Here is a 25,083-nt window from a genome sequence, read left to right as displayed (position 1 = left end):
ATTACATCAGTTTGCGGCGGCGTGTCACCTCTATATCCAGATCGGTGATCTTCTTACGCAAGGTATTGCGGTTGATGCCCAGCAGCTCGGCGCATTTTGCCTGATTGCCGCCTGTCGCTGTCAGCGCAATTTCGATCAATGGCGTCTCCACCTCGCGCAGCAGCCGCATGTACAGGCCCGGCGGCGGCAGCATGTCGCCGTGCAGATCGAAGTACCGCTGCAGGTGGCGGCCGACGGATTCGGACAGTTTCTCGCTGGACAGGCCGGCCACCGCAGGCTCCGGACCTGTCTGCGGTCCCAGCACGGCGGCGGCATCGGCCTGGGTGATCTCCTCGCCGCGGGCGGTCAGCGCCAGGCGGCGCACCGCGTTCTCCAGCTGCCGCACGTTGCCCGGCCAGCCGAAATGCCGCAGCACCTCGCGCGCGCCCTCGCTCAGCATCCGGTGCGGCGCACCCTCGTTCTCGGACCGGATCAGGAAATGCTCCGACAGCAGCGGGATATCCTCCACCCGCTCGCGCAGGGCCGGCACATGCAGCGCGGTGCCGCAGATCCGGTAATACAGGTCCTGACGCAGCGCGCCTGCCTCCATCGCCGCCGCCAGGTCCTTCTGACTGGAGGCGATGAAGCGCGGCGCATGGTCGCCGGGGCTGTCCATCATCCGCACCAGCCGCGCCTGCGCCTCTTCCGGCAGGTCGGCCAGCTCATCAATCACCAGCGTGCCGCCCTTTGCTTGCGCCAGCAGCCGCGCGGGGCCTTCCAGCTCAATCAGGCTGGCGGCGTCGGCATGCACAAACGGCAGGGTCCGGCGATCTGAGAAATCGTGAATAGCCTGCGCAATCAGAGACTTGCCCGTCCCGCTTTCACCCGTGATCAGCAGCGGAAGATCGGTGTTCATCACCCGTGCAATCAGCCGGTACAGCGTCTGCATCACCTCGCTGCGGCCAATCAGCGGCAGCTCCTCCGGGCGTTCCCGCACTTCGCCCTTGGCGGCCGCCGGCGCCACCCGCTTGGCCGACAGCGCCTTGGCGGTGCGCTTCATCAGCTCCGGCAGGTCAAAGGGTTTGGGGAGGTAGTCATAGGCCTCCGCCTCTTCGGCCTTGATCGCCGTCATGATGGTGTTCTGCGCCGAGATCACGATCACCGGCAGCCCGGGCCGGTCCGCCTGGATCTTGGGCAGCATCTCCAGCCCGTTCCCGTCCGGCATCATCACATCCGAAATCACAACGTCGCCCTTGCCCTCGCCCACCCAGCGCATCAGCGTGGTCAGCGAGGAGGTCGCATGCACCTTGCAGCCTGCACGGGTCAGCGCCTGGGTCAGAACGGTGCGGATGGTGCGGTCGTCGTCAGCGACCAGAACGGTGCCGTCCATTAATCAGCTCTCCTGCGGTTTTGCGTCACGCGGCACGCGCGACAGCGACAGCCGGAACACCGTACGCCCGGGAACCGAGCTTACCGAGATCCAGCCATTATGCTCCGAGACGATCTTGCTCACCAAAGCAAGGCCCAGCCCGGTGCCATTCTCCCGGCCCGATACAAACGGGTCGAAAATGTCGTCCTTGATATTCTCCGGCAGCCCCGGCCCGTCGTCGATGATCTCGATCTGAAGGGGCAGCAGTTTGCCGGTTCCGTCACTGCGGCGCAGCCTGAAGGAATGTTCGTAAAAGGTGCGGATGTGGATATGTCCGCCTTTGGGATCAGCCGCTTCCGAGGCGTTCTTCAGCAGGTTCAGCACCACCTGCAAAAGCTGGTCCGCATCGCCCCAGGCCATCGGCAGCGACGGGTCATAGCCTTCGGTGATGGTCATATGGGCGCCAAACCCCAGCAGCGCCGAGCGGCGCGCCCGGTCCAGCACGTCATGCAGGTTCACCGGCTTGAACTCCGGTTCCGTCAGGTTGCCAAACTGCTCCACCTGCTCCAGCAGCTTCACGATACGGCGGCTTTCGCTGACGATCAGGTCGGTCAGCTCCAGATCCTCCGGTCCCAGCCCCATGCTGAGGAGCTGCGCCGCCCCGGTGATCCCTGCCAGCGGGTTCTTGATCTCATGCGCCAGCATCTCTGCCATGCCGATGGCCGATGCGGCGGCGGATTTGGCGGAATGGGTCTGGGTCATCCGCCCGGCCAGCTCGCGCGGGGTGACCATCAGCAGCATCACCCCCTCCTGCCCCTGCAGCGAGGCGATCTGCACCCCGCATTGCAAAGGCGCCCGGCTGCCGGAACCCACGTCGATGTCATTCACGAACAGCGGCGTGCCCTGCACCCGGGCACGGGCAAAAGCCTCCTCGATCGGCGCGTCAATCGCCAGCGTGTCCCAGACCGGCTGGCCCAGCAGCGCCTTGCGGGAGGTGTTCAAGAACCCTTCTCCGGCCGCGTTCACATCCGCGATCTTGTCCCAGGCGTCGATCAGGAACGCAGGCACCGGAAGAGAGGCCCAGAGGGCGGCGCTGTCCATCATGCGGCGGCCTCCGCATCCCGCGCGCTCAGCGCCTCGGGCAGCAAGGCCAGGACTTCTGCCGGGTCTTTCTCCGTCAGAACCGCGCGGCGCATTGCCGGGCCGGTTCCGGCCTCATCCATGTACCAGCCCAGATGCTTGCGCGCGACGCGCACGCCCAGGTCCGTTCCGTAGAAGGTAAGCATTGCCTTGTAATGCTCTGAAACCATTTCGATCAGCGCGCCGCCCTCCGGCACGTCCGGCGCCGGGGTGCCCCACAGATGATGCGCCACCTCGGCCAGCAGCCACGGCTTGCCTTCGGCGCCGCGCCCGATCATCACGCCGTCTGCGCCCGACCGCTCCAGCGCCTGCCTGGCAGAGGCCGTGTCCACGATATCGCCATTGGCCAGCACCGGCACGTTCACCGCGTCCTTCACGGACCGGATCGCCGCCCAATCCGCCGACCCCTTGTAGAACTGGCAGCGGGTGCGGCCGTGGATCGTCACCATCTGCACCCCGGCCTCCGCCGCGCGGCGCGCCACATCCGGGGCGTTCAGGCAGTTATCGTCCCAGCCCAGCCGGGTCTTCAGCGTCACCGGCACATCCACCGCGCCGACCACCGCCTCGATCAGCCGCAGCGCGTGGTCCGGCGTCTTCAGCAGGGCTGAGCCGGAATAGCCGTTGGTCACTTTTTTGGCCGGGCAGCCCATGTTGATGTCGATGATCCGTGCGCCCTGCCCCGCGACCTGCTTGGCGGCCTCGGCAATCCAGTATTCCTCGCGCCCTGCAAGCTGAACCGCGGTGTTCTCCACATCGGCGCTCAGCTCGGCGCGTTCCCGCACGCCGGGCTTGGCCTGCACCATTTCCTGGCTGGCCACCATCTCGCTCACCATCAGCCCCACCCCGAAGGAGCGGACCAGATCCCGGAACGGACGGTCGGTGATTCCGGCCATCGGCGCCAATGCAATCGGCGGAGACATGGAGGTGGTTCCAAGCGTGAAGGACAACTGCCTAATCCTTGTGCAACTGAAGCTTTTTTATCCGAAGTCCCTGCTATGCAGCAATGAAACCGCCCTGTGCAAGGCACTGCCAGCCCTCATTTGCCTAATTATTAGGCACATTCCGCCAGGTGATTGCCTATCTCCGCGCCACCTCATAAACAAAGGCCGGATTTGCAACGAGGCCTTCATGACCACAGCCGCCCTGATCGTCGCCGCCGGACGCGGCACCCGCGCAGGCGGCGGCACCCCCAAGCAATGGCGCCCGCTGAAGGGCCGCCGGGTGATCGACTGGACGCTGGACGCCTTCGCGAAGGCGGGCGTGGACCTGACCGTACTCGTGCTTTCGGCAGACGATCATCAGGCGTGGGAGGAGTTCTCCGGCCAGCCCGCACTGATCCTGGCCGAGGGCGGAGCCGAGCGCGCAGCCTCGGTCCTGAACGGGCTGAAAGCGCTGGAAAACAGGGGCATAGACAAGGTTCTGATCCATGACGCCGCCCGCCCCTGTACCGGCACGGCTCTGATCCGCGGTATCATCGGCGCTCTGGACGATGTGCCTGCAGCGGCCCCGGCGCTGGCCGTGACCGATGCGCTGTGGACCGGCGCCGGGGGCAGCGTGACCGGCACCCAGGACCGCGGCGGCCTGTTTGCCGCCCAAACGCCGCAAGGCTTCCGCTATCAGGAGATCCTTGCCGCGCACCTGGCCCACCCGGGCGGGGCGGCGGATGACGTGGAGGTCGCCCGCGCCGCAGGCCTTGACGTCCGCATCATTCCGGGCGAGCCCGACAATATTAAAATCACCCGCCCCGAGGATTTCGCCCGGGCGGACCGCATTCTGGGAGCAGACATGGATATCAGGCTTGGCAATGGCTACGACGTGCACCGGTTCGGCCCCGGCGACAGCGTGATCCTTTGCGGTGTCGAAATCCCGCACGAGAAAACTCTGCAGGGCCACTCCGACGCCGACGTCGGCATGCACGCCGTCACCGACGCCATCTATGGCGCGCTGGCACAAGGCGACATCGGCCAGCACTTCCCGCCTTCGGACCCGCAGTGGAAAGGCGCCGCCAGCGAGATTTTCCTGCGCCATGCCGCCAATCTGGCCCGCGAGATGGGATTCACCCTGTCGAACGTCGACTGCACCCTGGTCTGCGAATACCCCAAGGTCGGCCCGCACGCGGCCAGGATGCGCGCCGTGATGGCAGAGATCCTTGGCATCGAGGCCAGCAGGGTGTCGGTCAAGGCCACCACCTCCGAACGCCTCGGCTTCACGGGCCGCGGCGAGGGCATCGCCGCCATCGCCACCGCAGCGCTGGTGAAACCATGAAGAGATCGAATCTGGCCTTCCTGATCGGCACCGTGGGCGGCATCGGCTACCTGCGTCCTGCGCCCGGCACCTGGGGATCGCTTGCGGCGCTCCCCATGGCCTATGCGCTGCATCAGCTGGGCGGGTTTCTGCTTCTGGCGCTGGCAACCGTGATCTGCATGATCGTGGGCGTCTGGGCGGCGGAAGCGATGACCCGCAACCGCGAGAACATGGACCCCTCCGAATTTGTCCTGGACGAGGTCGCAGGCCAGTTCACCGCGCTCTGGGCCGTGTCCTACCCGGCCTGGGCGCATGACATCGAGATCACCGCCCTGTGGCCGGGCTGGATTGCCGCCTTTGTGCTGTTCCGCCTGTTTGACATCTGGAAGCCCGGCCCGGTCGGCTGGGCCGACCGTCAGAAGGGGGCGACCGGTGTGATGATGGATGACGTGATTGCCGGCATCATGGCCGCCATCGGCGTTGTTGCGCTGGCCTTCCTGTCCCACGGTGTTCTAGGACTGTAAGCATGGACACCGCCGACCTCATCCGCCGGGCAACTGCCGCAGGCATCACCATCGCCACCGCCGAAAGCTGCACTGGCGGCATGATTGCCGCCGCGCTGACGGATATCCCCGGCTCATCCGCCGTGGTCGACCGGGGCTTCGTCACCTACTCCAACGCCGCCAAGAGGCAGATGCTGGGTGTCAGGGCGGAGACGCTGGATGCGGTGGGCGCGGTCAGCGAGGAAGTCGCCGCGGAAATGGCGGAGGGTGCGGTCCGGAACGCGGGCGTGACGCTGGCGGTTTCCGTCACCGGCATCGCTGGCCCCGGCGGGTCGGAGTTCAAGCCCGAGGGCCGCGTCTGCTTTGGCCTCGCTCGCGGCGGCCAGCAGACGTTCACCGAAACCGTGGAATACGGCGCCATCGGCCGGGACAAGGTTCGCACCGCCACCCGCGACCATGCGCTGGAACTGCTGGCACAGGCCATTTCCCAAATCGAACGCGAAACGGGCAGCTGACCCGCTGCGGCGCTCATTTTTTCAGCACTTGCAAAAAAGCCCCGTTTTTGTGCGCTCTCCGCACCCCTGCCGCTTTTTTCTGCGCGGGCTTTCGGCTTTCTCCTGATCCCAACGGTTTTCGAGGGGAAGGAACAATCGGATGAACGGAGCGGATACCGCATGGATCATTGTGGCCACGGCCCTGGTCCTCTTCATGACACTGCCGGGGCTGGCCCTGTTTTACGGCGGCCTTGTGCGTGCCCGCAATGTGCTCAGCGTCTTCATGCATTGCTACGCCATTGCCTGTTTGATGAGCGTTCTGTGGCTGGCCTTCGGCTACACCATTGCCTTCGGAAGCGGCACGTCCGGCCTGTGGGGCGGGCTGGACAAGATGTTCCTGAACGGGGTCACCGCAGACAGCCTGTCCGGCACCCTGCCCGAGGTTCTGTTCTTTGCCTTCCAGATGACCTTTGCCATCATCACGCCCGCGCTGATCGTCGGCGCCTATGTGGAGCGTGTGGGCTTCGGTTTTGTGCTCGTGTTCTCCGGCCTTTGGATGCTTCTGTGCTACGCGCCGGTGGTGCATTGGATCTGGGGCGGCGGCTTTCTGGCCGACGGCGGCATCTTCGGCGAGACCGGCGTCAGGGACTTTGCCGGCGGCATCGTGGTGCATGAGACCGCAGGTCTGGCCGCGCTGATCATCGCCTTCTTTCTCGGCCCGCGCAAAAACCGCACCATCCCGCCGCACAACCCCGGCTATGTGATGATCGGGGCCGCAATGCTGTGGGTCGGCTGGTTCGGCTTCAATGGCGGCTCGCAGCTGGCCGCCGACGGCGGTGCGGCGATGGCGCTGACCGTGACCCATATCTCTGCCGCCACGGCCTCGCTTTCCTGGGCGCTGTGGGAAAAGATCAAATACGGCAAGGCCTCCCTCGTGGGTCTGGTCACCGGCACCATTGCGGGCCTTGCCTCGATCACCCCGGCCTCCGGCTTTGTCGGCCCGGTTGAGGCGCTGATCATCGGCGCGGTTGCGGGCGTGCTGTGCCAGGAGATGGTCAACCTGATCCGCAACAAAATGCAGATCGACGACACGCTGGATGTCTTTGCCGTGCATGGCGTCGGCGGCATCTTCGGCACCATCATGATCGCCGTCTTCGGCGCTGGCGCCTGGGCCGCGCAGCTGGGTGCCCTTGTCATTGTCGGCGTCTTCACCGTGGTGGTGACGATCGTGCTGGTGAAAGTCTCCGCCGCGATCACATCCCTGCGCGTGGATCTTGAAAGCGAGACCAACGGCCTCGATCTTTCAGTGCACGGTGAGCGCGCATACGACATGAACAGCTGACCCCGGCCATAGCGGATGCCACCACTCACGGCAGACGGTGCCATTTCGCACCGGACGGGTCCCCTCGGGGACCCGTTTCTGTCTCGGTTAAAGGCTGAGTTTCAGCGGTACAGTTCCGCCGCGCGGCGCTCAAACGCGCGCACGATACGCTGCATCGCCTCGTTGAAGACCACCCCGATGATGCCCTGCAGCACCGCGTTCCTGAACTCGAAATCGACAAAGAAGGACACGTCGCAGGTGCCGTCCTCGCGCGGGGCAAAGGACCAGTTCGATTTCATGTAGCGGAACGGGCCGTCCAGATACTCCGTGTCAATCTTTTTCTCGCCGGGATATAAGGTCACCCGGCTGCCAAAGCGTTCGCGGAAGACCTTGAAGGAAATTACCAGATCCGCTTCCATCACCTCCGCCTCGCCCAGCGGCGCGCGGCTTCGGATGCGGGCGGCAGCGCACCAGGGCAGGAATTTGGGGTATTGCGCGACATCAGCCACGAGATCGTACATCTGCTGCGCCGAATAGGGCATCTGGCGGGTTTCCGAGTGTGTGGGCATCTGTCCGCTGATTTTCTGCTACAATTGTGACGCGTCATGTCCTATGTACGCGCTGGAAATTCAAGGGGGCAGCCATGTCACAGCGTCCATATGTCATTGATGTGATGATCTCCGCCAAGGCAATTGCCGCGCGGATCGAGGAGCTTTGCGAGGAGATTCAGAAGGAATTCGGCGATACCGACAAGCTGGTCGTCGTCGGCCTTTTGCGCGGCAGTTTCGTGTTCATCGCCGATCTGGTGCGGGAACTGGACCTGCCGATCGAGGTCGATTTCCTGGAAGCGTCCTCGTATGGCGATGCGATGGAAAGCAGCCGGGAAGTACGCATTCTCAAGGACTTGCGCGGCGCCATTGAAGGGCGCGACGTGCTGGTGGTTGAGGATATCGTCGACACCGGCCACACGCTGAACCACGTCATCCACTTGCTGCAAAGCCGCAACCCGGCGCGGCTGAAGTCCATCGCGCTCCTCGACAAACCGTCGCGCCGCGAGGTGGATTTCCGCTCTGACTGGGTGGGTTTCGAGATCCCGGACGAGTTCGTCGTCGGCTATGGCATCGACTATGCGCAGCGCAACCGGAACCTGCCGCACATCGGCAAGGTGCGCTTCACCGGCGAGGGCTGAAACAGCCGGTGACCGGGGGTGACACGCGTGCACCCCCTGTGCACCGCTCATGCAGCCTGCTGCTGGTTCCGTGCAGAAATGCCACAGAAATCAGGAACCTGCGCGGCGCCAGAAACCGGCGCCGCTCCGCCGGTTTCCTTCTGCCGCCGGCGCATTCCGGCGCAGCGGATTTGCCTTTTCTTCCCGTTTTGCCCATCTGGTCTGCAAATGCAGAGATCACGGGAGATCCGCCAATGCACAAGTTTCTGATGACGGCCGCCGCCGCGGCCACCAGCCTCGCCCTTGCCCCCGCAGCGGCCTACGCCGGGCCGCCGAAATGGGCGCCGGGCCACAATAACAGCGCCGCCCATTATGCCCCGGGCCAGGTGAAGAAACGCCACCACTCCAAGCACAGCCACGATCACGACCGCTATGGAGACCGTATCCGCGGTGATGACTGGGTCTACGTGGACGACTACGGCCGCTGGGGGCTAGAGCCGCCGCGCGACGGGCACCGCTACGTGCGCCAGGACAACAAGATCTTTGAGGTCGTCAAGGACACGCTGGCGATTGTCGGCGCGGTGGCCGTCGTCAATGCGCTGACCCAGTAAAGGTCAGAAAAGATTCAGCCAAGCAAATCCCGGATCGCGTGCAGAAAGATCCCGGCCCCGGCCGGAATTGCCGCGTCCGGGAAATCGTAATCGGGATTGTGCAGCTGCGGCTGCGCCTCCCCTGAGCCCAGCCAGAACATCGCCACTTTGGCGCCCTTGGCGAACTGCCCGAAATCCTCGGACCAGCGCTGGGGCAGCTCCTGCATCTGCACCGGACAGCCGGCCGCGGCGGCGGCTGTGCGCAGCACCTCAACCGCTTCCGGGTGGTTGGCGCAGGCGTCGAACACGTCGTCGAATTCTATCGCCAGCCCCAGGCCCTCCGCCGTGCAAACCTGCTCTGCCAGAACCGTGGCAGCAGTGATCAGCTGGTCCATGCGGGTGTCCGTGACGGTGCGCAGGGTGGCCCAGACCTCCGCCTCCCCCGGTGCGATGCCGAACGTGGCTTCGCCCAGCCGGGCGTGGGTCAGCGTGACCAGCGCAAACTCCGGCCCCAGACTGCCGCCGCTGCCCAGGGCAACAAGCCCCGGCAGCAATCGGGCGATAGCCCCGGCGGGCGACACCCCGTCCTGCGGCGCGGCTGCGTGAGAGGTCTTGCCGTTCAGCTTGATCCGCATGCCGCGGGAGGCGCAGTTGGCGGGGCCGGAACACAAGGCCACCTGCCCCACCGGCAGTCCCGGCAGATTGTGCAATGAGAACGCATAATCCGGCGCAATCTGCCGGAAGGCGGGGTCGGCGATCACCGCCGCAGCGCCCTTGCCGGTTTCTTCCGCGGGCTGGAACAGCAGCACCGCCCGGCCTGCCGCGGGACGGCGGGCGGACAGGTCTTCTGCCAGCGCCGCCACCATCGTCATATGGCCGTCATGGCCGCACAGATGGCCGCGGCCCGGGTGGGTGGAGCGGTAGGGCTGATCCGAAAGCTCCTCAATCGGCAGCCCGTCGAGTTCACATCGGATGAGGACCGTGGGGCCATCCTCCCTGCCCTCGTAAACCGCGGCAACGCCGTGGCCGCCAAGGCCGGCCAGCAGCTGATCAGGCTGATTCTGGCGCAGATAGTCCGCCACCATCGCGGCGGTCTTTTCCTCAGCGCCGGACACTTCGGGGATCTGGTGCAGAGCGTGGCGCAGCCGGGTCAGCCGCGCCAGACGCTCCGGCGTCATGCCAGGCCCAGCTTCTTGTTGCGCGCCTCGCGCAGGCGGGCAAAGTCGTCGCCTGCATGATAGGAAGAGCGGGTCAGCGGAGTGGCCGAAACCATCAGGAAGCCCTTGCCATAGGCGGCTTTCTCGTAGGTCTTGAATTCCTCCGGCGTCACGAACCGGTCAACCGCATGGTGCTTGGGCGTCGGCTGCAGGTACTGGCCGATGGTCAGGAAGTCGATACCGGCAGCGCGCATATCATCCATCACCTGCTTCACCGCCTGCGCGTCCTCGCCTAGGCCGACCATGATGCCGGATTTGGTGAAGATCGAGGGATCCAGCTCCTTGACCCGCTGCAGCAGGCGCAGGGAATGGAAGTAGCGCGCGCCCGGGCGGACCTCAGGATAAAGGCCCGGCACGGTTTCCAGGTTGTGGTTGAAGACGTCGGGCTTGGCCGCCACCACTATCTCCAGCGCGCTGTCATCGCATTTGATGAAGTCCGGCGTCAGGATCTCAATCGTGGTGCTGGGGCTGCGGTGGCGCACGGCGCGGATGGTCTGGGCGAAATGCTCGGCGCCGCCGTCCTCCAGGTCGTCGCGGTCCACCGAGGTGATCACCACGTGGTTCAGGCCCAGCTTCTGCACCGCATGGGCAACCCGGCCCGGTTCAAACGCATCCAGCGCGTCGGGGCGGCCGGTGGCGATGTTGCAGAAGGTGCAGCCGCGGGTGCAGATCTCGCCCATGATCATCATGGTCGCGTGGCCCTGGCTCCAGCATTCGCCGACGTTGGGACAGCCTGCCTCCTCGCACACGGTGGTCAGCTGGTTGTCGCGCATGATCTTATGCGTTTCGGCATAGCCCTTGCCGCCCGGCGCCTTGACCCGGATCCAGCTTGGCTTCTTGGGCTGAGCGTTGTCGGGACGATGCGCCTTCTCGGGGTGGCGCTGCTCCGGGATTTTAAGGTCTCTCACGTGGGTTTCCCTTCCGGCCTCTGGCTTTCTTGCGGGTTTATCATAGCTGACTTGGCTTGGCACGGGGATATCGTCAACCCTGCCCTGCCGCCTGATCATGGCTGAGCCCCCGGATACCGGCGCCGTTTTCTTTTGCCAAAGCGCCGCATCGCCGCACATAGTCTGGCTGTGCAGGGCAATTGCTCAGGTAAACGGCACGGGTAATCAGTAAGGGAGGGCGTGATGGCCAAGGAGCTGGAGAAGTTCAAGGCGGAGCACAAGAAGCTGGCGGCAGGCACACAGAAATTCACCGCGGCCGAGGGCGAGAAAATCAAGAAACGGATCGGGATCTCGCTGGGCAACGCCTGGGAGGGGGAGGATTATTTCCGCGAAAGCCTGGCCAAGGCGCGCGCCGACGGGGTGACCTCCGGCAAATTGGCGGATTTCCAGAAGAACAAGCATTTCAAGGACGGCATGACGACCTGGAACAAGGCGGTGGACATCCACGAGGAAGAGGTCAATGCGATGGCCGCCTTTTGCAGCGAGGCCAAGGCGCATCTGGCCAAGATGAGCAAGCTGGCAGCGGATATCGGCAAGGATCTGAAAAAGCGGTCCAAGACCTCGGACTCCAAGAAGGACATCGAGGCGCTGCAGGGCGCGCTGGCCAAGGAGATGGCCGGGGTCAAACAGGCCTCGGAATACGAAGGCAAGCTGAACGCGATGCAGAAGCTTTACGCCGCCAACTTCCAGAAGAATGTGGCCAAGATCCTGAAGGAAAAGCCGGACAGCCACGACAATAAGCTCGACGCGACCGAGCTGCCGCAGCTCTTGGTGGACCGCAATCTGAAGAAATACACCAACCAGGTTGGCCTGCTGGTCAAGGCGATCAACGCCCATTGCGGGGCAGCCATCGACAAGGCGGGCCAGGACCTGAAGGCGGCTGTGCCGGACCTCAAAGCGGCAGCGGCGAAGTTCAAGGATCTGAAGAAGATCAACGATCAGTACCAGACCGTGCAGAAGAAGTTCCCGCGCGCCATCGAGGATTCCAAGGACAAGAAGAAGCTGCTGGCGACGCTGAAGAAGTTCAATGAGCTCACCGCCGCCGCCGAGCGCAAGCTGCGCGGCACCACGGTGACGATCAAGAAAGCTGCGGCCTAGCGCCTCGCCCGGCGGCTGATAACGCATTGCGGCGGCAGGAAACTGCCGCGGCCCGCGCCTTGAAAGGCGCATCTGCGCCGCATGCCGCGGTGCAGAACCATAAGCTGCATCCTGGAGTCATGGACGTGTTGATACCGGCTTAGAATCATTTTAAGTCTGCGCGCCGAACGAGCATGAACCTTCAGGAGATTCAGAGATGAAAGCTGGCGTTAAGCTGCCCGACGTGACCTTCCGCACCCGTGTCCGCGACGAGTCGATCGAGGGCCCGAACCCGTTCCGCTGGGAAGACAAGACCACCGCTGACTACTTTGCAGGCAAGCGCGTCGTGCTGTTCTCGCTGCCCGGCGCCTTCACCCCGACCTGCTCCACCTACCAGCTGCCGGGCTTTGAAAAAGGCTTTGCCGACTTCCAGGCCGAAGGCATCGACGCGATCTACTGCATGTCGGTGAACGACAGCTTTGTGATGAACGCCTGGGCGCGCGACCAGAAGCTGGAAAACGTGCAGGTGATCCCGGACGGCTCCGGCGAGTTCACCCGCAAGATGGGCATGCTGGTCGCCAAGGACAACCTGGGCTTCGGCAACCGCTCCTGGCGTTATGCCGCCATCATCAACGATGGCGTGGTCGAGGCATGGTTCGAAGAGCCGGGCCTGTCCGACAACCACGGCGAAGACCCCTATGGCGTCTCCTCCCCGGAGACCGTGCTGAAGCACCTGAAAGAAGCCAAGGCAGAAGTCGCAGCCTAAGGCTTAGCCATTCAGACAGATTCACGGGTCCGCCAGGTGCGGGCCCGTTTTCTTTTGCAGGCATAGGGCTGTCAGCCGATCAGCTCCGCCTCCAGGGCGCTGGTCTCGCCATAGTAATCCGCCAGATGCTGCAGCGCGATGCGCAGCACCACCTTGCCGGAGCGGGCCGGCCAGCCCAGGCTGCGCTCGGCGGTTTCCAGGCCTTCCAGATGGCAACAGCAGCGCAGGGCAATGTCGCCGAGGCCCGCCCCCAGTTTCTGCAGCGCCTCCGTCATCCGCTGCTGCGCGGCGGCGCCCGCCTCGTGGCTGTTGCTGCGCAGGGCGCGGCTGCCGGGCGTGAAATAGAGCGTCTCCTGCATCAGATGGCTGCTGATCTGCGCCAGCTCGAAATCCTCGCGCAGCCGCTTGCCCGCGCGGACCATGGCGGGGGACAGGAACGGCTTGCCGTCCTTGTCCGACAGCCGCGCCAGCATCTCCAGCGGGGTTTCCGAAGTGCCATAGCGCGGCTTGCGGCCATAGCCCGGCTTGCCGCTGCCGTCCGGGGCCAGAAACGGCGCCTGCGCCTCGGCAAAGCCGCCCTCCAGCCGCGCCCTGGCCCGGTTTTCCTGATCGGCAATGATCCGTTTCAGCGCGGTGCGCCCGGCTGGCGTTATCGCGTACCGGCTGATGCGCCCCCGCCGGGAGCAGGTGATCCACCCGGTCAGCGCCAGCGCCCCGGCCAGCGGGCGGGACACGGCCACCTTCTGGCCGTCGCTGTCCTGGCCCTCCCGCACAACCACTGCCATCTCCATCCCTTCGGCGGCAGCCAGAACCGCGCCGCCGCGGCTGAGCAGGGTCAGCACGCTGGCGGACTCGCGCTCGAACCCGGCAGTGAGGCCGCGCGCCGCGGGCCTGTCCGCGCCCGCGCCCGCCTTGGCCGCGCCGTCGGCCTGAAAGCGTCCGGCAAGATAGGTCAGCACCTCGTCTATCAGCGGGTCGTCCCGCAGGGTTTCCACCCGCCGCACCTGGCGCAGAATGGTGGACGGGTGGCACCCGGCCTTGCGGGCAAGCTGCCGGATCGGGCGGCCCGCCTCCGTGTGCTGAAGATAACGGCATGTCTCAAGCGGCACCCAGCCAGGCAAGGGTGCGTGCGGTAGGTTTTGCATTTTCAGACCCCCGGTCGTCAGTCGGGCCCGCCCGCCGGCCGCGCTCACCGCGCCCGAAGGCTCCTCCACGGTCACCCGACTGGTTTTGAAAAGAAATTCAGATCAGGCGCTATTGTTTCCAGAAAATGAATAATCATCACAAAACGGACCGTTCGCCGGTAGCGCCCTCTCCGCAACACCACGTTAGGTTGTGTTATAGCAGGTCCGGCACAGAGAATGAAAAAGGAGAGGACAATGCAGGATGTAGTCACCCGGGTCTCGCTGCTTCGCCGTCCGCGGATTCTGTCGAGGGCGGCCCGTCTGGGCGCCGCAAATTATTGCCGCCAGCGCGATTTGCGGCGGATTCTGGGCTATGGGACACTGCCGAAGCCCGCCGCCGCGGTGATGCGGCTGCTGGAGATGGAAAGCGCCTTGAATGCCGCGCGCACGGCGGGCGAAGCGGGCTATTCCCTGATCCGCCATGTGGATGTGCTGATCGCGCTGGCGGGAGAAGCGGCCTGCCTGCGCGCGGCTGGACGTCCGGGAGATGCGAAAACGGCGGCCCTTGCGGACCGCCGTTCCAGTGCGGCAGAGGGCGCGGCCCCCTGCCCCTGATTTTTTCAGGCGTTTACATGAACGCGTCGGGCATCGAGGCCTTTTTCTCGGCGACGTATTCCTCCAGCGCCTGCTTGATGGCGGGATCCATGGCCGGCTGCTCGTACGTGGCCAGCAGCCTTTCGACCCGGCTGGTGGCCAGCGCATAGGTGTCGCGGCTGCCTTCCTCTTCCCACTGCTCGAACGGCTTGTAATCCAGCAGGTCGGACTTCCAGAACGCCGACTTGAAGTTGGCCTGGGTGTGGGCGCAGCCGAGGTAGTGGCCGCCGGGGCCGACTTCGCGGATGGCTTCCATCGCCTGGCCGTTCTCGTCCACCGAGATGCCTTTGGCGAGGCCGTGCAGGGCGCCCAGCTGATCGGCGTCCATCACGAACTTCTCGAAGTCCGCAACCAGGCCGCCTTCGAGCCAGCCGCAGGCGTGCAGCATGAAGTTGACGCCGGACAGCAGGCCCATGTTGAGCGAGTTCGCGGTTTCATAAGCTGCCTGCGCATCCGGCAGCTTGGAGCCGCAGAAGGAGCCGGCCGAGCGGAACGGGACGCCCAGGCGGCGGGCCAGCTGGCCTGCGCCGTAGGTGACCAGCGACGCTTCGGGGGTGCCGAAGGTCGGCGCGCCGGAGTTCATGTCGATCGAGGACACAAAGGCGCCGAAGATCGCAGGCGCACCGGGCCGGCACAGCTGGCTGTAGGCGATGCCCGCCAGAACTTCGGCCAGAACCTGGGTCAGGGTGCCCGCAACCGACACCGGTGCCATGGCGCCGCCGACGATGAACGGCGAGATGATGCAAGCCTGCATGTTCTGCGCGTAGACTTCCAGCGAGCCCATCATCACGTCGTCGAAGGTCATCGGCGAGTTGATATTGGTCAGCGAGGTCATCACGGTGTTGTTCTGCACGAACTCCTTGCCGAACAGGATGCCGGCCATGTCGACGGAGTCCTGGGCGCGGCTGGGTTCGGTGACAGACCCCATGAACGGCTTGTCGCTGAGGGTCATATGCGCCATCAGCATGTCCAGGTGGCGCTTGTTCACCGGAATGTCAGTGGGTTCGCAGACAGTGCCGCCGGAGTGGTGCAGCCACTTGGACATATAGGCCAGCTTCACGAACTTGTTGAAGTCGTCCATGGTCGCATAGCGGCGGCCGCCGTTGGCGTCGCGCACGAACGGCGGGCCGTAGACCGGCGCCAGCACCATGTTGCGGCCGCCGATCACCACCGATTTCTCGGGGTTGCGGGCATGCTGGGTGAACTCCGCAGGCGCGGTTTCGCACAGCTTGCGGGCCAGGCCGCGGGGAATGCGCACGCGCTCGCCCTGCACATCGGCACCCGCCTCGCGCCAGCGCTGCAGCGCCGCCGGGTTGTCAACGAAGTTGACGCCAACCTCTTCCAGGATGGTTTCCGCGTTATGCTCGATGATCTCCAGCGCTTCGTCGTTCAGCACTTCGAAGTTCGGGATATTGCGCTCGATGTACTTCGCGGTCTCGATCTTGACACTGGTGCGTTCGGCGCGGCGGGCGGCGCCGCCGCCGGAACCGCGGGCACGACGGCGCGGGGCTGCTTCTGTCATGGTTTATCCTCACCACAGGCATTTCATTGCGAAGGGTATTATAGCCACCGCGCCCGCCGCCGCCGCAGGATTGCGGCCATTCAAGTTGAAAAGCGACATTGGCGGGGCATTTTCCACCGCGGCAGCGGCGTTTGGCAGAGCTTGCGCGGGTTACAGGGCGCACCGCCTTGAAAAACCGGGCCGAACGCCGGCCAAGCGCCAAACCCCCTTGCGGAAAATGCGTTCCTGCCCTATGGCGCGTGCATGACAGAGACATCCCATGACCGCCTTCTCATCATCGACTTTGGCAGCCAGGTCACGCAGCTGATTGCGCGCCGCCTGCGCGAGCTGAACGTCTATTGCGAAATCCACCCCTATCAGAATGTCACCATGGACTTCGTGCGCGAACTGGCGCCGAAGGCAGTGATTTTCTCGGGCGGGCCGGACAGCGTGACCCGCGAGGGATCGCCGCGTGTGCCGCAGGAAATCTTCGACTATGGCGTGCCGATCCTGGGCATCTGCTATGGCCAGCAGGTGATGATGCACCAGCTCGGCGGCGAGGTGGTCAGCGGCCACGGCACCGCCGAATTCGGCCGCGCCTATGTGACCCCGAGCCAGGAGCGCATCCCGCTGCTGAACGGCTGGTTCCTGGAGGCGCGCGAGCAGGTCTGGATGAGCCACGGCGACCATGTCTCGAAAATCGCGCCGGGCTTTGAGGTCTATGGAACCTCGCCCAACGCCCCCTTTGCGATCACCGCCGATCTGGAGCGCAATTTCTATGCGGTTCAGTTCCACCCCGAGGTGCACCACACCCCGAACGGCAAGACGCTCTACGAAAACTTCGTCAAGATCGCGGGCTTCACCGGCGACTGGACCATGGGCGCCTACAAGGACGAGGCGATCCGCCTGATCCGCGAGCAGGTCGGCGACAAGAAAGTGATCTGCGGCCTGTCCGGCGGCGTCGACTCTTCGGTGGCGGCGGTCCTGATCCACGAGGCGATCGGCGACCAGCTGACCTGCGTCTTTGTCGACCACGGCCTGCTGCGCAAGAACGAAGCGGAAGAAGTCGTCAAGATGTTCCGCGACAACTACAATATCCAGCTGATCCACGCGGATGAAAGCGAGCTTTTCCTGGGCGAGCTGGAAGGCCAGTCGGACCCCGAGACCAAGCGTAAGATCATCGGCAAGCTGTTCATCGACGTGTTCCAGAAACACGCCGACACCATCGACGGCGCCGAGTTCCTGGCGCAGGGCACGCTCTACCCGGATGTGATTGAGTCGGTCTCCTTCTCGGGCGGCCCCTCTGTCACCATCAAGTCGCACCACAACGTCGGCGGCCTGCCGGAGAAGATGGGCCTCAAGCTGGTCGAGCCGCTGCGCGAGCTGTTCAAGGACGAGGTGCGCGCCTTGGGCCACGAGCTGGGGCTGCCCGCCAGCTTCATCGGCCGCCACCCCTTCCCGGGACCGGGCCTGGCGATCCGCTGCCCGGGCGAGATCACCCGCGAGAAACTGGACATCCTGCGCGAGGCGGATGCGGTCTATATCGACCAGATCCGCAAGCACGGCCTCTATGACGAGATCTGGCAGGCGTTTGTCGCGATCCTGCCGGTGCGCACCGTCGGCGTGATGGGCGACGGCCGCACCTACGACTATGCCTGCGCGCTGCGCGCGGTGACCTCGGTGGACGGCATGACCGCAGATTATTACCCGTTCACCCATGAGTTCCTGGGCGAAACCGCCACCCGGATCATCAACGAGGTGAAGGGCATCAACCGCTGCACCTACGACATCACCTCGAAGCCCCCGGGCACCATCGAGTGGGAATGACACGGGCTTGCGTGGCTTGTGAAACAGGCGTGAAACCGCTCCTGTTATAAAGAACGTTTAAACAATTTGCGCCATCCTGAGCGGAACACCTGACCGCCGGTCCGAAGCCGGCGGTCAACTGCTTCAAGGCAAATGGCGGCGCAAAATGCCCGTGATCAAATACAAAGACGTGCTGCTGCACTTCGCCCATATTCCCAAGTGCGGCGGCACGTCCATCGAACGGTATGTCCAGGGCCTGAACGGCGTCAGCCTGGCGTTCCTCGACGAGCAGTATGTGATCAGCCCGCCTCAGCAGAGGCACTGGAATATCTCCTTGCCTCAGCACATTGACGGGGAATCCCTTCCGCCCGCAACATCGTGATTGGCGTCCACCTTCTGAACCCCGCGATGGCCGCGCAGATGCCGCCCGGCACAATTATTCTCAACACCGAGCAGCTGGGGGGAACACCTGGCAGCTGGAACCAGAATATTCTGCAGTGGTTTTCTCACGATTTCACGCTGTGGGACTACAGCGATGCAAATGTCGCCTACCTCAAGGACTTCGGCGTGAAGCGCGTGGAGAAGCTCCAGCTGGGCTTTCAGAAGGAGCTGTGCCGGATTGCCCCGCAGGATGAGCGCGATGTCGATGTCTTGTTCTACGGCTGCATAAATCAGCGGCGCAAGCACGTGCTTGAAGATCTCATCTCCCGCGGCCTGCGGGTGAAGGTGCTGTCCGGCATTTACGGAGCGGCCCGGGATGCCTGGATCGCCCGTTCGCGGATCGTGCTGAATCTTCACTACTATGACACGCAGATTTTCGAGATCGTTCGGACCTTCTATCTGATGACAAACGGCGTGCCTGTCGCTGCCGAGGTGAACCCCACGACCCGGATTGATGACTGCTACCGCGAAGGGCTGCTGTGCAGCCCTTACGGAAACCTTGCTGAAAGCATTGCCGCGGTTCTGCAGGACGAGGCGCGGCTGGCCCGGCTGGGCATCAAGGCAAAGGAAACGATCGAGCGTCATCCCCAGGCGGTGCTGCTGCGGGAAATCCTCTAAGCCGGCGGGGCGCCCGGGCGCAATTCCCCTTGACGCCACTGCAGGATGGCGACTTCCTCGGCGCCGGGAGGACTGCCATGCAAAACCCGGACTCGCTCACCGCCGCCCTGTGGATGATTGGCGCCATCGTCTCCTTCTCCGCCATGGCCATCGCGGGCCGCGAGGCCGGGCTGACGCTGGACACCTTCGAGATCATGACCTACCGCAGCATGGTCGGGCTGCTGATCGTGGTGGCGGTGCTGACGGCCACCGGACGCTGGCATCAGGTGCGGCGGGACCGGCTGGGCGTGCATCTCCTGCGCAACACGGTCCATTTCACCGGCCAGAACCTGTGGTTCCTCGCGGTGACGCTGGTGCCGCTGGCGCAGGTGTTCGCGCTGGAGTTCACCTCGCCCCTGTGGGTCATCATCCTGTCGCCGCTCTTGCTGGGCGAGACCCTGACGCGGCGGCGGATGCTGGCGGTTGGCCTGGGCTTTGCCGGCATCCTGATCGTTGCCCGCCCCAGTCCGGACACCTTGAACCTGGGCCTCGCCGCGGCGGCCGGCTGCGCGATCTTCTTTGCCCTCACTGCGATCCTGACCAAACGGCTGACCCGGCACGAGACCACCGCCTCGATCCTGTTTTGGCTGACGGCGATGCAACTTGTGATGGGTCTGCTGGCTGCCGGATGGGACGGCGGCATGGCGCTGCCGGACGCATCCACCCTGCCCTGGCTGGTGCTGATCGGCATTGCCGGCCTCACCGCGCATTTCTGCCTGACCACCGCCCTGTCGCTGGCCCCCGCCAGCGTCGTGGTGCCCATAGATTTCGCCCGGCTGCCCGCCATCGCGATCCTGGGCATGGTGATCTACGGCGAGGCGCTGGATGCCTGGGTGCTGAGCGGCGCTGCCATCATCTGCATCGCGAATTACCTCAACATTGTTGCCGGAAATCCCGTCAGGTCCGCCCGCAACTGAAGGTTTCACGCTAGTTGCCGCTTGGTTACGGTTGATCTGCGGATTTCTGCCCTATTACCTTCGCGTAAAGCGGTCCGCTCAGGCCGCTACCAAGGGAGGAACAATGAAACGCTATCTTGCAACAACCGCCGCTCTGGCGCTGGTGTCCGGGCCTGCCGTGGCCAGCGGCCTTGACCGCACCGGCCAGCCGATCGGCATTATCTTCGAAGAAGGCAACTACGCCGAATTCTCCTTCGCGACCACGTCCGTGGACCTGTCGGGCAATGACCGCGCCACTCGTAGTGATGGCGTGACCCCGCTTAATCCGCTTCAATCCGCCACCGGGGATGTCGGCGAACGCTTCAACATGTTCGGTGCAGGCTACAAGCGGGACCTCAACGAACAACTGTCCTTCGCGGTGATCTTCGATCAGCCTTGGGGTGTGGACGTGAACTACCCGACCACCGGCTCTTTGCTGCTGGGCGGGACCACCGCGCAGGCGGATTCCAATTCGATCACCGCCCTGTTGCGCTACAAGTTCAATGAGCGCTTCAGCGTCCATGGCGGTATCCGCTATCAGGAAATCGATGGCCAAATCAATCTGGCCGGTCTCGCCTACGGCGCCATTCCCGGCGGCACATACAACGTGAATGTCAACAAGGACGGCGCTTTTGGCTGGGTCGCTGGCGTGGCCTATGAGATCCCTGAGATTGCCCTGCGTGCAGCGCTGACTTACAGCTCTGAAATCGAACATGACTTCGATCTGAACGAGACGTTTGCCGGTGCCCCTGTCCTGAACGCTAACACTTCCACAACGACCAAGACACCGCAGTCGGTGAATCTGGACTTCCAGACCGGCATCGCTCAGGACACTTTGCTGTTCGGCGGCATCCGCTGGGCGGAACACAGCGTGACAGACCTTGTTCCCGCGCGATTGGGCCGGGACCTGATCGACCTGGACGATTCCTTCACCTACACGCTGGGGATCGGCCGCAGCTTCAACGAGAACTGGTCCGGCTCGCTGGCTCTGATCTATGCGGATGTGGACGGCGACGATCTGGTGTCGCCGCTGGCGCCGACCCACGGGTATGAGGCGATCCGGCTTGGCGTGCGCTACAAGCAGGACAACATGACCATTTCCGCGGGCATCCGCTATACCCAGCTGGGCGACGCGGTTGCCTCTCCGGGCGGCAACCCGGTGACCAACTTCCAGGACAACGATGCTGTCAGCTTCGGCCTGAAAATCGGCTACAACTTCTGATCCTTCCTCCGGCCGCTGCCGGTGCAGGACCAGCCTTCGCCCCGCCCTGTTTCCAGGGCGGGGTTTTCTTTTGCCGCAAGAAACGGGTCGCCCGGCGCTCGCCCGCGCGTTAGCTGACGTGCATGAGCCCGCAAAAAACCATATCCCCCCGCGCCTGGGCCGAGCTGATCCTGCTCGGCGTGATCTGGGGCGGATCGTTTCTGTCGATCCGCATCGCCCTGGATGAAATCCCCGTTGTGACCCTGGTGCTGCACCGCTGCGGCTGGGCGGCGCTGGTCCTGTGGGCCGCCGTCCTGCTGATGCGGCTGCCGGTGCCAAGGGACCCGCGGGTCTGGGGCGCCTTCCTGGTGATGGGCCTGCTCAATAACGTGATTCCCTTCGGGCTGATGGCCTGGGGGCAGTTGCATATCGAAACCGGCCTCACCTCGATCCTGAATGCGGCGACGGCTGTGTTCGGGGTGATCGTCGCGGCGATGATCTTTGCCGATGAGCGGCTGACGGCGCGCAAGGCGCTGGGGGTCACCCTTGGCTTCCTGGGCGTGGCCACAGCCATCGGGCTGGAGCAATTTGCCAGTTTCGACCTCCGCAGCACCGCGCAGCTGGCGGTGCTAGCAGGCACGGTGTCCTATGCCTTTGCCAGCGCCTGGGCGCGGCTGCACCTGTCGGGCCTGCCGCCGCAGGTGGCGGCGGCGGGGATGCTCACGGGGTCCACCCTGTGCCTGGCTCCGGCGGCGCTGCTGATTGACGGGACGCCTGTGCTGTCGCTGGAAACGGGCACCTGGATCTCCATCGCCTATTTCTCGCTGATCGCCACCGCCGGGGCCTATCTGCTGTATTACCGGGTGCTGGGGCTGGCGGGCAGCGGCAATCTGATGCTGGTCACGCTGATCATCCCGCCGGTCGCCATCGTGCTGGGCGCCTGGGTGCTGGGCGAAGCGCTGAAACCGCAGGCCTATGCCGGTTTTGCCCTGCTCGCGGCGGGGCTGCTGATCCTGAACGGCAAGCCCCGGTTGCGGCGCAAGCGCGCACGGAATTGACCCAGCCCGCGCAGAGGATTAGCAAGGCCTGAAACCTTCAGGGACTACGTAATCAATGCTCTACTCTTCCGCACAGGACTGGCGCGAGGCGCCGAACAAACGGGTGCTGTTCTTTGGCATGTCCGGGCTTGGCAAAACCTATGTCAGCAACGTCCTGCGCGGGGCCGGCAGCTGGTTCCATTACTCCGTCGATTACCGCATCGGCACCCGCTACATGGGCGAATACATCGCCGACAACGCCAAGGCCGAGGCGATGAAAGTGCCGTTCCTGCGCGAGCTGCTGCTGTCGGATTCGATCTTCATCGGCTCCAACATCACCTTTGAAAACCTGACACCGGTCGCGGCCTATCTGGGCAAGCCCGGCGATGTGGCCAAGGGCGGCCTGCCGATCGCGGAATACAAGCGGCGGCAGGAGCAGTTCCGGGTCGCGGAGATCCGCGCGCTGCTGGACACCGAGTATTTCGAGGACCGCGCGCAGCAGCTTTACGGCTATCCGAACTTCATCTGCGATACCGGCGGGTCGATCTGCGAATGGGTGGATGTGGACGATCCTAAGGACCAGATCATGTCCGAACTCAGCAAGCACACGCTGATGGTCTGGATCAAGGGCGACGAGGCGCATACCGAGGAGCTGGTGCGCCGGTTCGACCGCGCGCCCAAGCCGATGTCCTATCAGCCGGAGTTCCTGGACCGGGTCTGGCAAGAGTATCTCAAGGAAAATGGCATAGCTGAAGGGGATGTGGACCCCGATGCCTTTATCCGCTGGACCTATGCCCAGGCCCTGGCGCACCGCCAGCCGCGCTATCAGGCGATGGCGGACAATTGGGGCATCACTGTCACCGCCGACCAGATCTCAACCGTCAAGGATGAGGCCGGTTTCGTGGATTTGATCGCCTCGGCCCTTGAGGCCCGAAGCTAAGCCGCTTATCTCTCAACTTCCGCTATATCGCACACCCTTCCGCAAATCAGGACAGTGACATGCCCATCAAGATTCCAGCAGACCTCCCCGCCTATGACGTTCTGACGAACGAAGGCGTGATGGTCATGTCGCCGGATCAGGCGGCGCGTCAGGATATCCGGGCCCTGCGCATCGGGCTGTTGAACCTGATGCCCAAGAAGATCCAGACCGAGAATCAGTTTGCCCGCCTGATCGGCGCCACGCCGCTGCAGATCGAGCTCAGCCTGATCCGGATGACCGAGCATCAGACCAAGAACACCGCGGCTGAGCATATGGAGGAGTTCTATCACTCCTTCCAGGAGGTGAAGCACGAGAAGTTCGACGGGCTGATCATCACCGGCGCGCCGATCGAGCATCTGGAGTTTCCGGAAGTCACCTATTGGGACGAGATGCGCGAGGTGTTCGAGTGGACCCAGACCAACGTGCATTCGACCTTTGGCGTCTGCTGGGGCGGCATGGCGATGATCAACCATTTCCATGGCGTCAGAAAGCACATGCTGGACCACAAGGCGTTCGGCTGCTTCCGGCACCGGAATCTGGCGCCTGCCTCGCCCTACCTTCGCGGTTTCTCGGATGATTTCGTGATCCCGGTCAGCCGCTGGACCGAAATGAAGCAGGCAGAGATCGACGCGGCCCCGGGGCTGCGCACCCTCTTGGGCAGCGATCAGGTCGGCCCTTGCCTGGTGGAGGACAAGGCGCACCGCGCGCTCTATATCTTCAACCATTTCGAATACGACAGCGATACGCTGAAGCAGGAATACGACCGCGATGTGGCCAATGGCACCCCGATCAACGTGCCGGACAACTATTATCCGAACGATGATCCCAGCCAGCAGCCGCTGAACCGCTGGCGCAGCCACGCGCATCTTCTGTATGGCAACTGGATCAATGAGATCTACCAGACCACGCCATATGAGCTGGATCAGATCGGCCGGTAGGATGCTGGTTTATCTGAGCCTCGCTGTTGCAACCGGTGCCGCGCTGACCGCCTGGCAGGCCGGGCGGCGCGAGGCGGCTGCCGAGTCCAGCCACCCGCCGCAGGGCCAGGTGCTGGTGGTCGGCCGCCACCGGGTGCATGTGGTGGAGATGGGCCAGCCCAAGGGCAGCGCGCCGGATCTGGTGCTGATCCATGGCTCCAGCGGCAACACCCGGGACATGACCTTCCGGCTGGCACCGGCGCTGGCCCGGGATTTCCGCATCCTGGTGTTCGACCGGCCGGGCCTGGGCTATTCCGACCGCCTGAACAGCACTGGGGCGACGATCCGCCAGCAGGCGGACGTGCTGCGCCAGGCCGCGGCGCAGCTGGGGGCGCCGCAGCCCGTCGTGCTGGGGCAAAGCTACGGAGGTGCGGTGGCGCTGGCCTGGGCCGTCGACCATCCGGAGGCACTGGCGGCGCTGGTGTCTGTTGCAGGCGTTTCGCACCCGTGGGACACGCCGCTGGACACGTTTTACAAGGTGACGTCGTCGCGGATCGGCAGCGCCCTCGCGATCCCGGCCCTGACCGCCTTTGTGTCCCGGGCCACCGTCATGGACACGCTGGACGCGGTGTTTGCGCCGCAGCAGGTGCCGGAAGGCTATGCCGAGCATTTCGGCATCGGGCTGACGCTGCGGCGCAACTCCCTGCGGGCCAATGCCCGGCAGCGCGCCAACCTGTTGTCTGAGGTGAAGGCGCTGGCGCCGCTTTACAGCCGCATCGGGGTGCCTGTCGAAATCGTCCACGGCACTGCGGATGACACCGTCAGCCCCAATATCCACGCGCGCCAGCTGGTGCGGGATGTCCCCGGTGCCGCCCTGACGCTGCTGGAGGGGATCGGCCACATGCCGCACCATGTGGCAACCGATGAGGTCGCTGCCGCGGTTCGGCGCGCTGCCGCCCGGGCAGATTTGCGTTAATGCGATTCACATTCCATACTGCAGCCCCATATAAGGTGTT

The 25,083-nt window shown here is 64.4% G+C and carries 26 protein-coding genes; 18 read left to right on the top strand and 8 right to left on the bottom strand.

Going from position 1 to position 25,083, the window contains the following annotated elements:
* Position 1: 1 nt before the first annotated feature.
* Genes DAEP_RS0104680 through dusB form a run of 3 tightly spaced genes read right to left on the bottom strand, consistent with a single transcriptional unit; the run spans position 2 to position 3,435 of the window.
* Positions 2-1,369 carry a response regulator gene (locus tag DAEP_RS0104680; protein WP_008557115.1) on the bottom strand — a complete coding sequence of 456 codons (1,368 nt, stop codon included), beginning with the start codon at positions 1,367-1,369 and terminating at the stop codon, positions 2-4.
* Between the two features lie 3 nt (positions 1,370-1,372).
* Complete coding sequence (locus DAEP_RS0104675) at positions 1,373-2,452, bottom strand: two-component system sensor histidine kinase NtrB (protein ID WP_008557094.1); 1,080 nt, start codon at positions 2,450-2,452, stop codon at positions 1,373-1,375.
* Positions 2,449-3,435: a tRNA dihydrouridine synthase DusB gene (gene dusB / locus DAEP_RS0104670; protein WP_027243842.1), complete on the bottom strand. Its 987-nt coding sequence runs from the start codon at positions 3,433-3,435 to the stop codon at positions 2,449-2,451. Before dusB ends, DAEP_RS0104675 begins: the two co-directional genes overlap by 4 nt.
* A gap of 181 nt (positions 3,436-3,616) precedes the next feature.
* On the opposite strand from dusB, the gene DAEP_RS0104665 reads away from it, so the two are divergent.
* The 4 genes from DAEP_RS0104665 (at position 3,617) to DAEP_RS0104650 (ending at position 7,071) form a co-directional block, all read left to right on the top strand.
* Positions 3,617-4,753, top strand: coding sequence for a bifunctional 2-C-methyl-D-erythritol 4-phosphate cytidylyltransferase/2-C-methyl-D-erythritol 2,4-cyclodiphosphate synthase (locus tag DAEP_RS0104665; protein WP_027243841.1), 1,137 nt, complete (start codon positions 3,617-3,619; stop codon positions 4,751-4,753).
* Positions 4,750-5,256: a phosphatidylglycerophosphatase A family protein gene (locus DAEP_RS0104660; protein ID WP_027243840.1), complete on the top strand. Its 507-nt coding sequence runs from the start codon at positions 4,750-4,752 to the stop codon at positions 5,254-5,256. The genes DAEP_RS0104665 and DAEP_RS0104660 overlap by 4 nt, the downstream gene beginning before the upstream one ends.
* A gap of 2 nt (positions 5,257-5,258) precedes the next feature.
* A complete protein-coding gene (locus DAEP_RS0104655; protein ID WP_027243839.1) occupies positions 5,259-5,750 on the top strand; it encodes a CinA family protein in 492 nt (163 codons plus the stop codon).
* Positions 5,751-5,889: 139 nt separating this feature from the next.
* Entirely contained in the window at positions 5,890-7,071 is a 1,182-nt protein-coding gene (locus DAEP_RS0104650) for an ammonium transporter (RefSeq protein WP_027243838.1), read from the top strand.
* Between the two features lie 101 nt (positions 7,072-7,172).
* Here the strand turns inward: DAEP_RS0104650 and DAEP_RS0104645 are convergent, their stop codons facing one another.
* Positions 7,173-7,619: a type II toxin-antitoxin system RatA family toxin gene (locus tag DAEP_RS0104645; protein WP_027243837.1), complete on the bottom strand. Its 447-nt coding sequence runs from the start codon at positions 7,617-7,619 to the stop codon at positions 7,173-7,175.
* 74 nt (positions 7,620-7,693) lie between these two features.
* Here DAEP_RS0104645 and hpt point away from each other — a divergent pair, with 74 nt between their 5' ends.
* The gene (gene hpt, locus DAEP_RS0104640; RefSeq protein WP_008556590.1) at positions 7,694-8,239 is read left to right on the top strand and encodes a hypoxanthine phosphoribosyltransferase; all 546 of its coding nucleotides are present in this window, start codon (positions 7,694-7,696) and stop codon (positions 8,237-8,239) included.
* Positions 8,240-8,472: 233 nt separating this feature from the next.
* A complete protein-coding gene (locus DAEP_RS0104630) occupies positions 8,473-8,829 on the top strand; it encodes a hypothetical protein (protein WP_008554817.1) in 357 nt (118 codons plus the stop codon).
* Positions 8,830-8,843: 14 nt separating this feature from the next.
* Here the strand turns inward: DAEP_RS0104630 and DAEP_RS0104625 are convergent, their stop codons facing one another.
* Both DAEP_RS0104625 and lipA read right to left on the bottom strand, forming a co-directional pair.
* The gene (locus tag DAEP_RS0104625; protein WP_027243836.1) at positions 8,844-9,986 is read right to left on the bottom strand and encodes an amidohydrolase; all 1,143 of its coding nucleotides are present in this window, start codon (positions 9,984-9,986) and stop codon (positions 8,844-8,846) included.
* Positions 9,983-10,933 (bottom strand): lipoyl synthase, encoded by a 951-nt coding sequence (lipA, locus tag DAEP_RS0104620; RefSeq protein ID WP_008556809.1) that lies wholly within the window; start codon positions 10,931-10,933, stop codon positions 9,983-9,985. The genes DAEP_RS0104625 and lipA overlap by 4 nt, the downstream gene beginning before the upstream one ends.
* Positions 10,934-11,155: 222 nt before the next feature.
* Between lipA and DAEP_RS0104615 the strand changes: the two genes are divergently transcribed.
* Positions 11,156-12,070: a hypothetical protein gene (locus tag DAEP_RS0104615; protein ID WP_036760441.1), complete on the top strand. Its 915-nt coding sequence runs from the start codon at positions 11,156-11,158 to the stop codon at positions 12,068-12,070.
* 196 nt (positions 12,071-12,266) lie between these two features.
* Positions 12,267-12,815, top strand: a complete 549-nt coding sequence (locus DAEP_RS0104610; RefSeq protein ID WP_008556406.1) for a peroxiredoxin — start codon at positions 12,267-12,269, stop codon at positions 12,813-12,815.
* Between the two features lie 71 nt (positions 12,816-12,886).
* Here DAEP_RS0104610 and DAEP_RS0104605 read toward each other — a convergent pair whose 3' ends face one another.
* The gene (locus DAEP_RS0104605; RefSeq protein ID WP_027243834.1) at positions 12,887-13,960 is read right to left on the bottom strand and encodes a DUF6456 domain-containing protein; all 1,074 of its coding nucleotides are present in this window, start codon (positions 13,958-13,960) and stop codon (positions 12,887-12,889) included.
* Positions 13,961-14,194: 234 nt separating this feature from the next.
* On the opposite strand from DAEP_RS0104605, the gene DAEP_RS0104600 reads away from it, so the two are divergent.
* Positions 14,195-14,554: a DUF6477 family protein gene (locus DAEP_RS0104600; RefSeq protein WP_008553829.1), complete on the top strand. Its 360-nt coding sequence runs from the start codon at positions 14,195-14,197 to the stop codon at positions 14,552-14,554.
* A gap of 13 nt (positions 14,555-14,567) precedes the next feature.
* Here the strand turns inward: DAEP_RS0104600 and DAEP_RS0104595 are convergent, their stop codons facing one another.
* On the bottom strand, positions 14,568-16,115 hold the full coding sequence (locus DAEP_RS0104595; protein WP_008557221.1) for a trimethylamine methyltransferase family protein: 1,548 nt from the start codon (positions 16,113-16,115) through the stop codon (positions 14,568-14,570).
* A 243-nt stretch (positions 16,116-16,358) separates the two neighbouring features.
* On the opposite strand from DAEP_RS0104595, the gene guaA reads away from it, so the two are divergent.
* The 9 genes from guaA to DAEP_RS0104550 all read left to right on the top strand — a co-directional run bounded on the left by guaA (position 16,359) and on the right by DAEP_RS0104550 (position 25,043).
* On the top strand, positions 16,359-17,921 hold the full coding sequence (gene guaA / locus DAEP_RS0104590) for a glutamine-hydrolyzing GMP synthase (RefSeq protein ID WP_008557998.1): 1,563 nt from the start codon (positions 16,359-16,361) through the stop codon (positions 17,919-17,921).
* Positions 17,922-18,066: 145 nt separating this feature from the next.
* Positions 18,067-18,282, top strand: coding sequence for a hypothetical protein (locus tag DAEP_RS0104585; RefSeq protein ID WP_027243833.1), 216 nt, complete (start codon positions 18,067-18,069; stop codon positions 18,280-18,282).
* On the top strand, positions 18,279-18,959 hold the full coding sequence (locus DAEP_RS22430; RefSeq protein ID WP_245595055.1) for a CgeB family protein: 681 nt from the start codon (positions 18,279-18,281) through the stop codon (positions 18,957-18,959). Before DAEP_RS0104585 ends, DAEP_RS22430 begins: the two co-directional genes overlap by 4 nt.
* 77 nt (positions 18,960-19,036) lie before the next feature.
* On the top strand, positions 19,037-19,915 hold the full coding sequence (locus DAEP_RS0104575) for a DMT family transporter (protein ID WP_008555343.1): 879 nt from the start codon (positions 19,037-19,039) through the stop codon (positions 19,913-19,915).
* A gap of 103 nt (positions 19,916-20,018) precedes the next feature.
* Positions 20,019-21,155, top strand: coding sequence for an OmpP1/FadL family transporter (locus DAEP_RS0104570; RefSeq protein WP_027243832.1), 1,137 nt, complete (start codon positions 20,019-20,021; stop codon positions 21,153-21,155).
* Between the two features lie 122 nt (positions 21,156-21,277).
* Positions 21,278-22,192, top strand: a complete 915-nt coding sequence (locus tag DAEP_RS0104565; RefSeq protein ID WP_027243831.1) for a DMT family transporter — start codon at positions 21,278-21,280, stop codon at positions 22,190-22,192.
* Between the two features lie 55 nt (positions 22,193-22,247).
* Positions 22,248-23,111, top strand: coding sequence for a hypothetical protein (locus tag DAEP_RS0104560; protein ID WP_008556488.1), 864 nt, complete (start codon positions 22,248-22,250; stop codon positions 23,109-23,111).
* Positions 23,112-23,170: 59 nt separating this feature from the next.
* Entirely contained in the window at positions 23,171-24,088 is a 918-nt protein-coding gene (gene metA, locus DAEP_RS0104555; protein WP_027243830.1) for a homoserine O-acetyltransferase MetA, read from the top strand.
* A gap of 1 nt (position 24,089) precedes the next feature.
* Positions 24,090-25,043 carry an alpha/beta fold hydrolase gene (locus DAEP_RS0104550; protein ID WP_027243829.1) on the top strand — a complete coding sequence of 318 codons (954 nt, stop codon included), beginning with the start codon at positions 24,090-24,092 and terminating at the stop codon, positions 25,041-25,043.
* Positions 25,044-25,083: the final 40 nt, after the last annotated feature.

This window comes from Leisingera daeponensis DSM 23529 (assembly GCF_000473145.1).
GTDB classification, from domain to species: domain Bacteria; phylum Pseudomonadota; class Alphaproteobacteria; order Rhodobacterales; family Rhodobacteraceae; genus Leisingera; species Leisingera daeponensis.
Note: the sequence above shows the minus strand (reverse complement) of the source record. Positions and strands in the feature narration are given on the sequence as shown.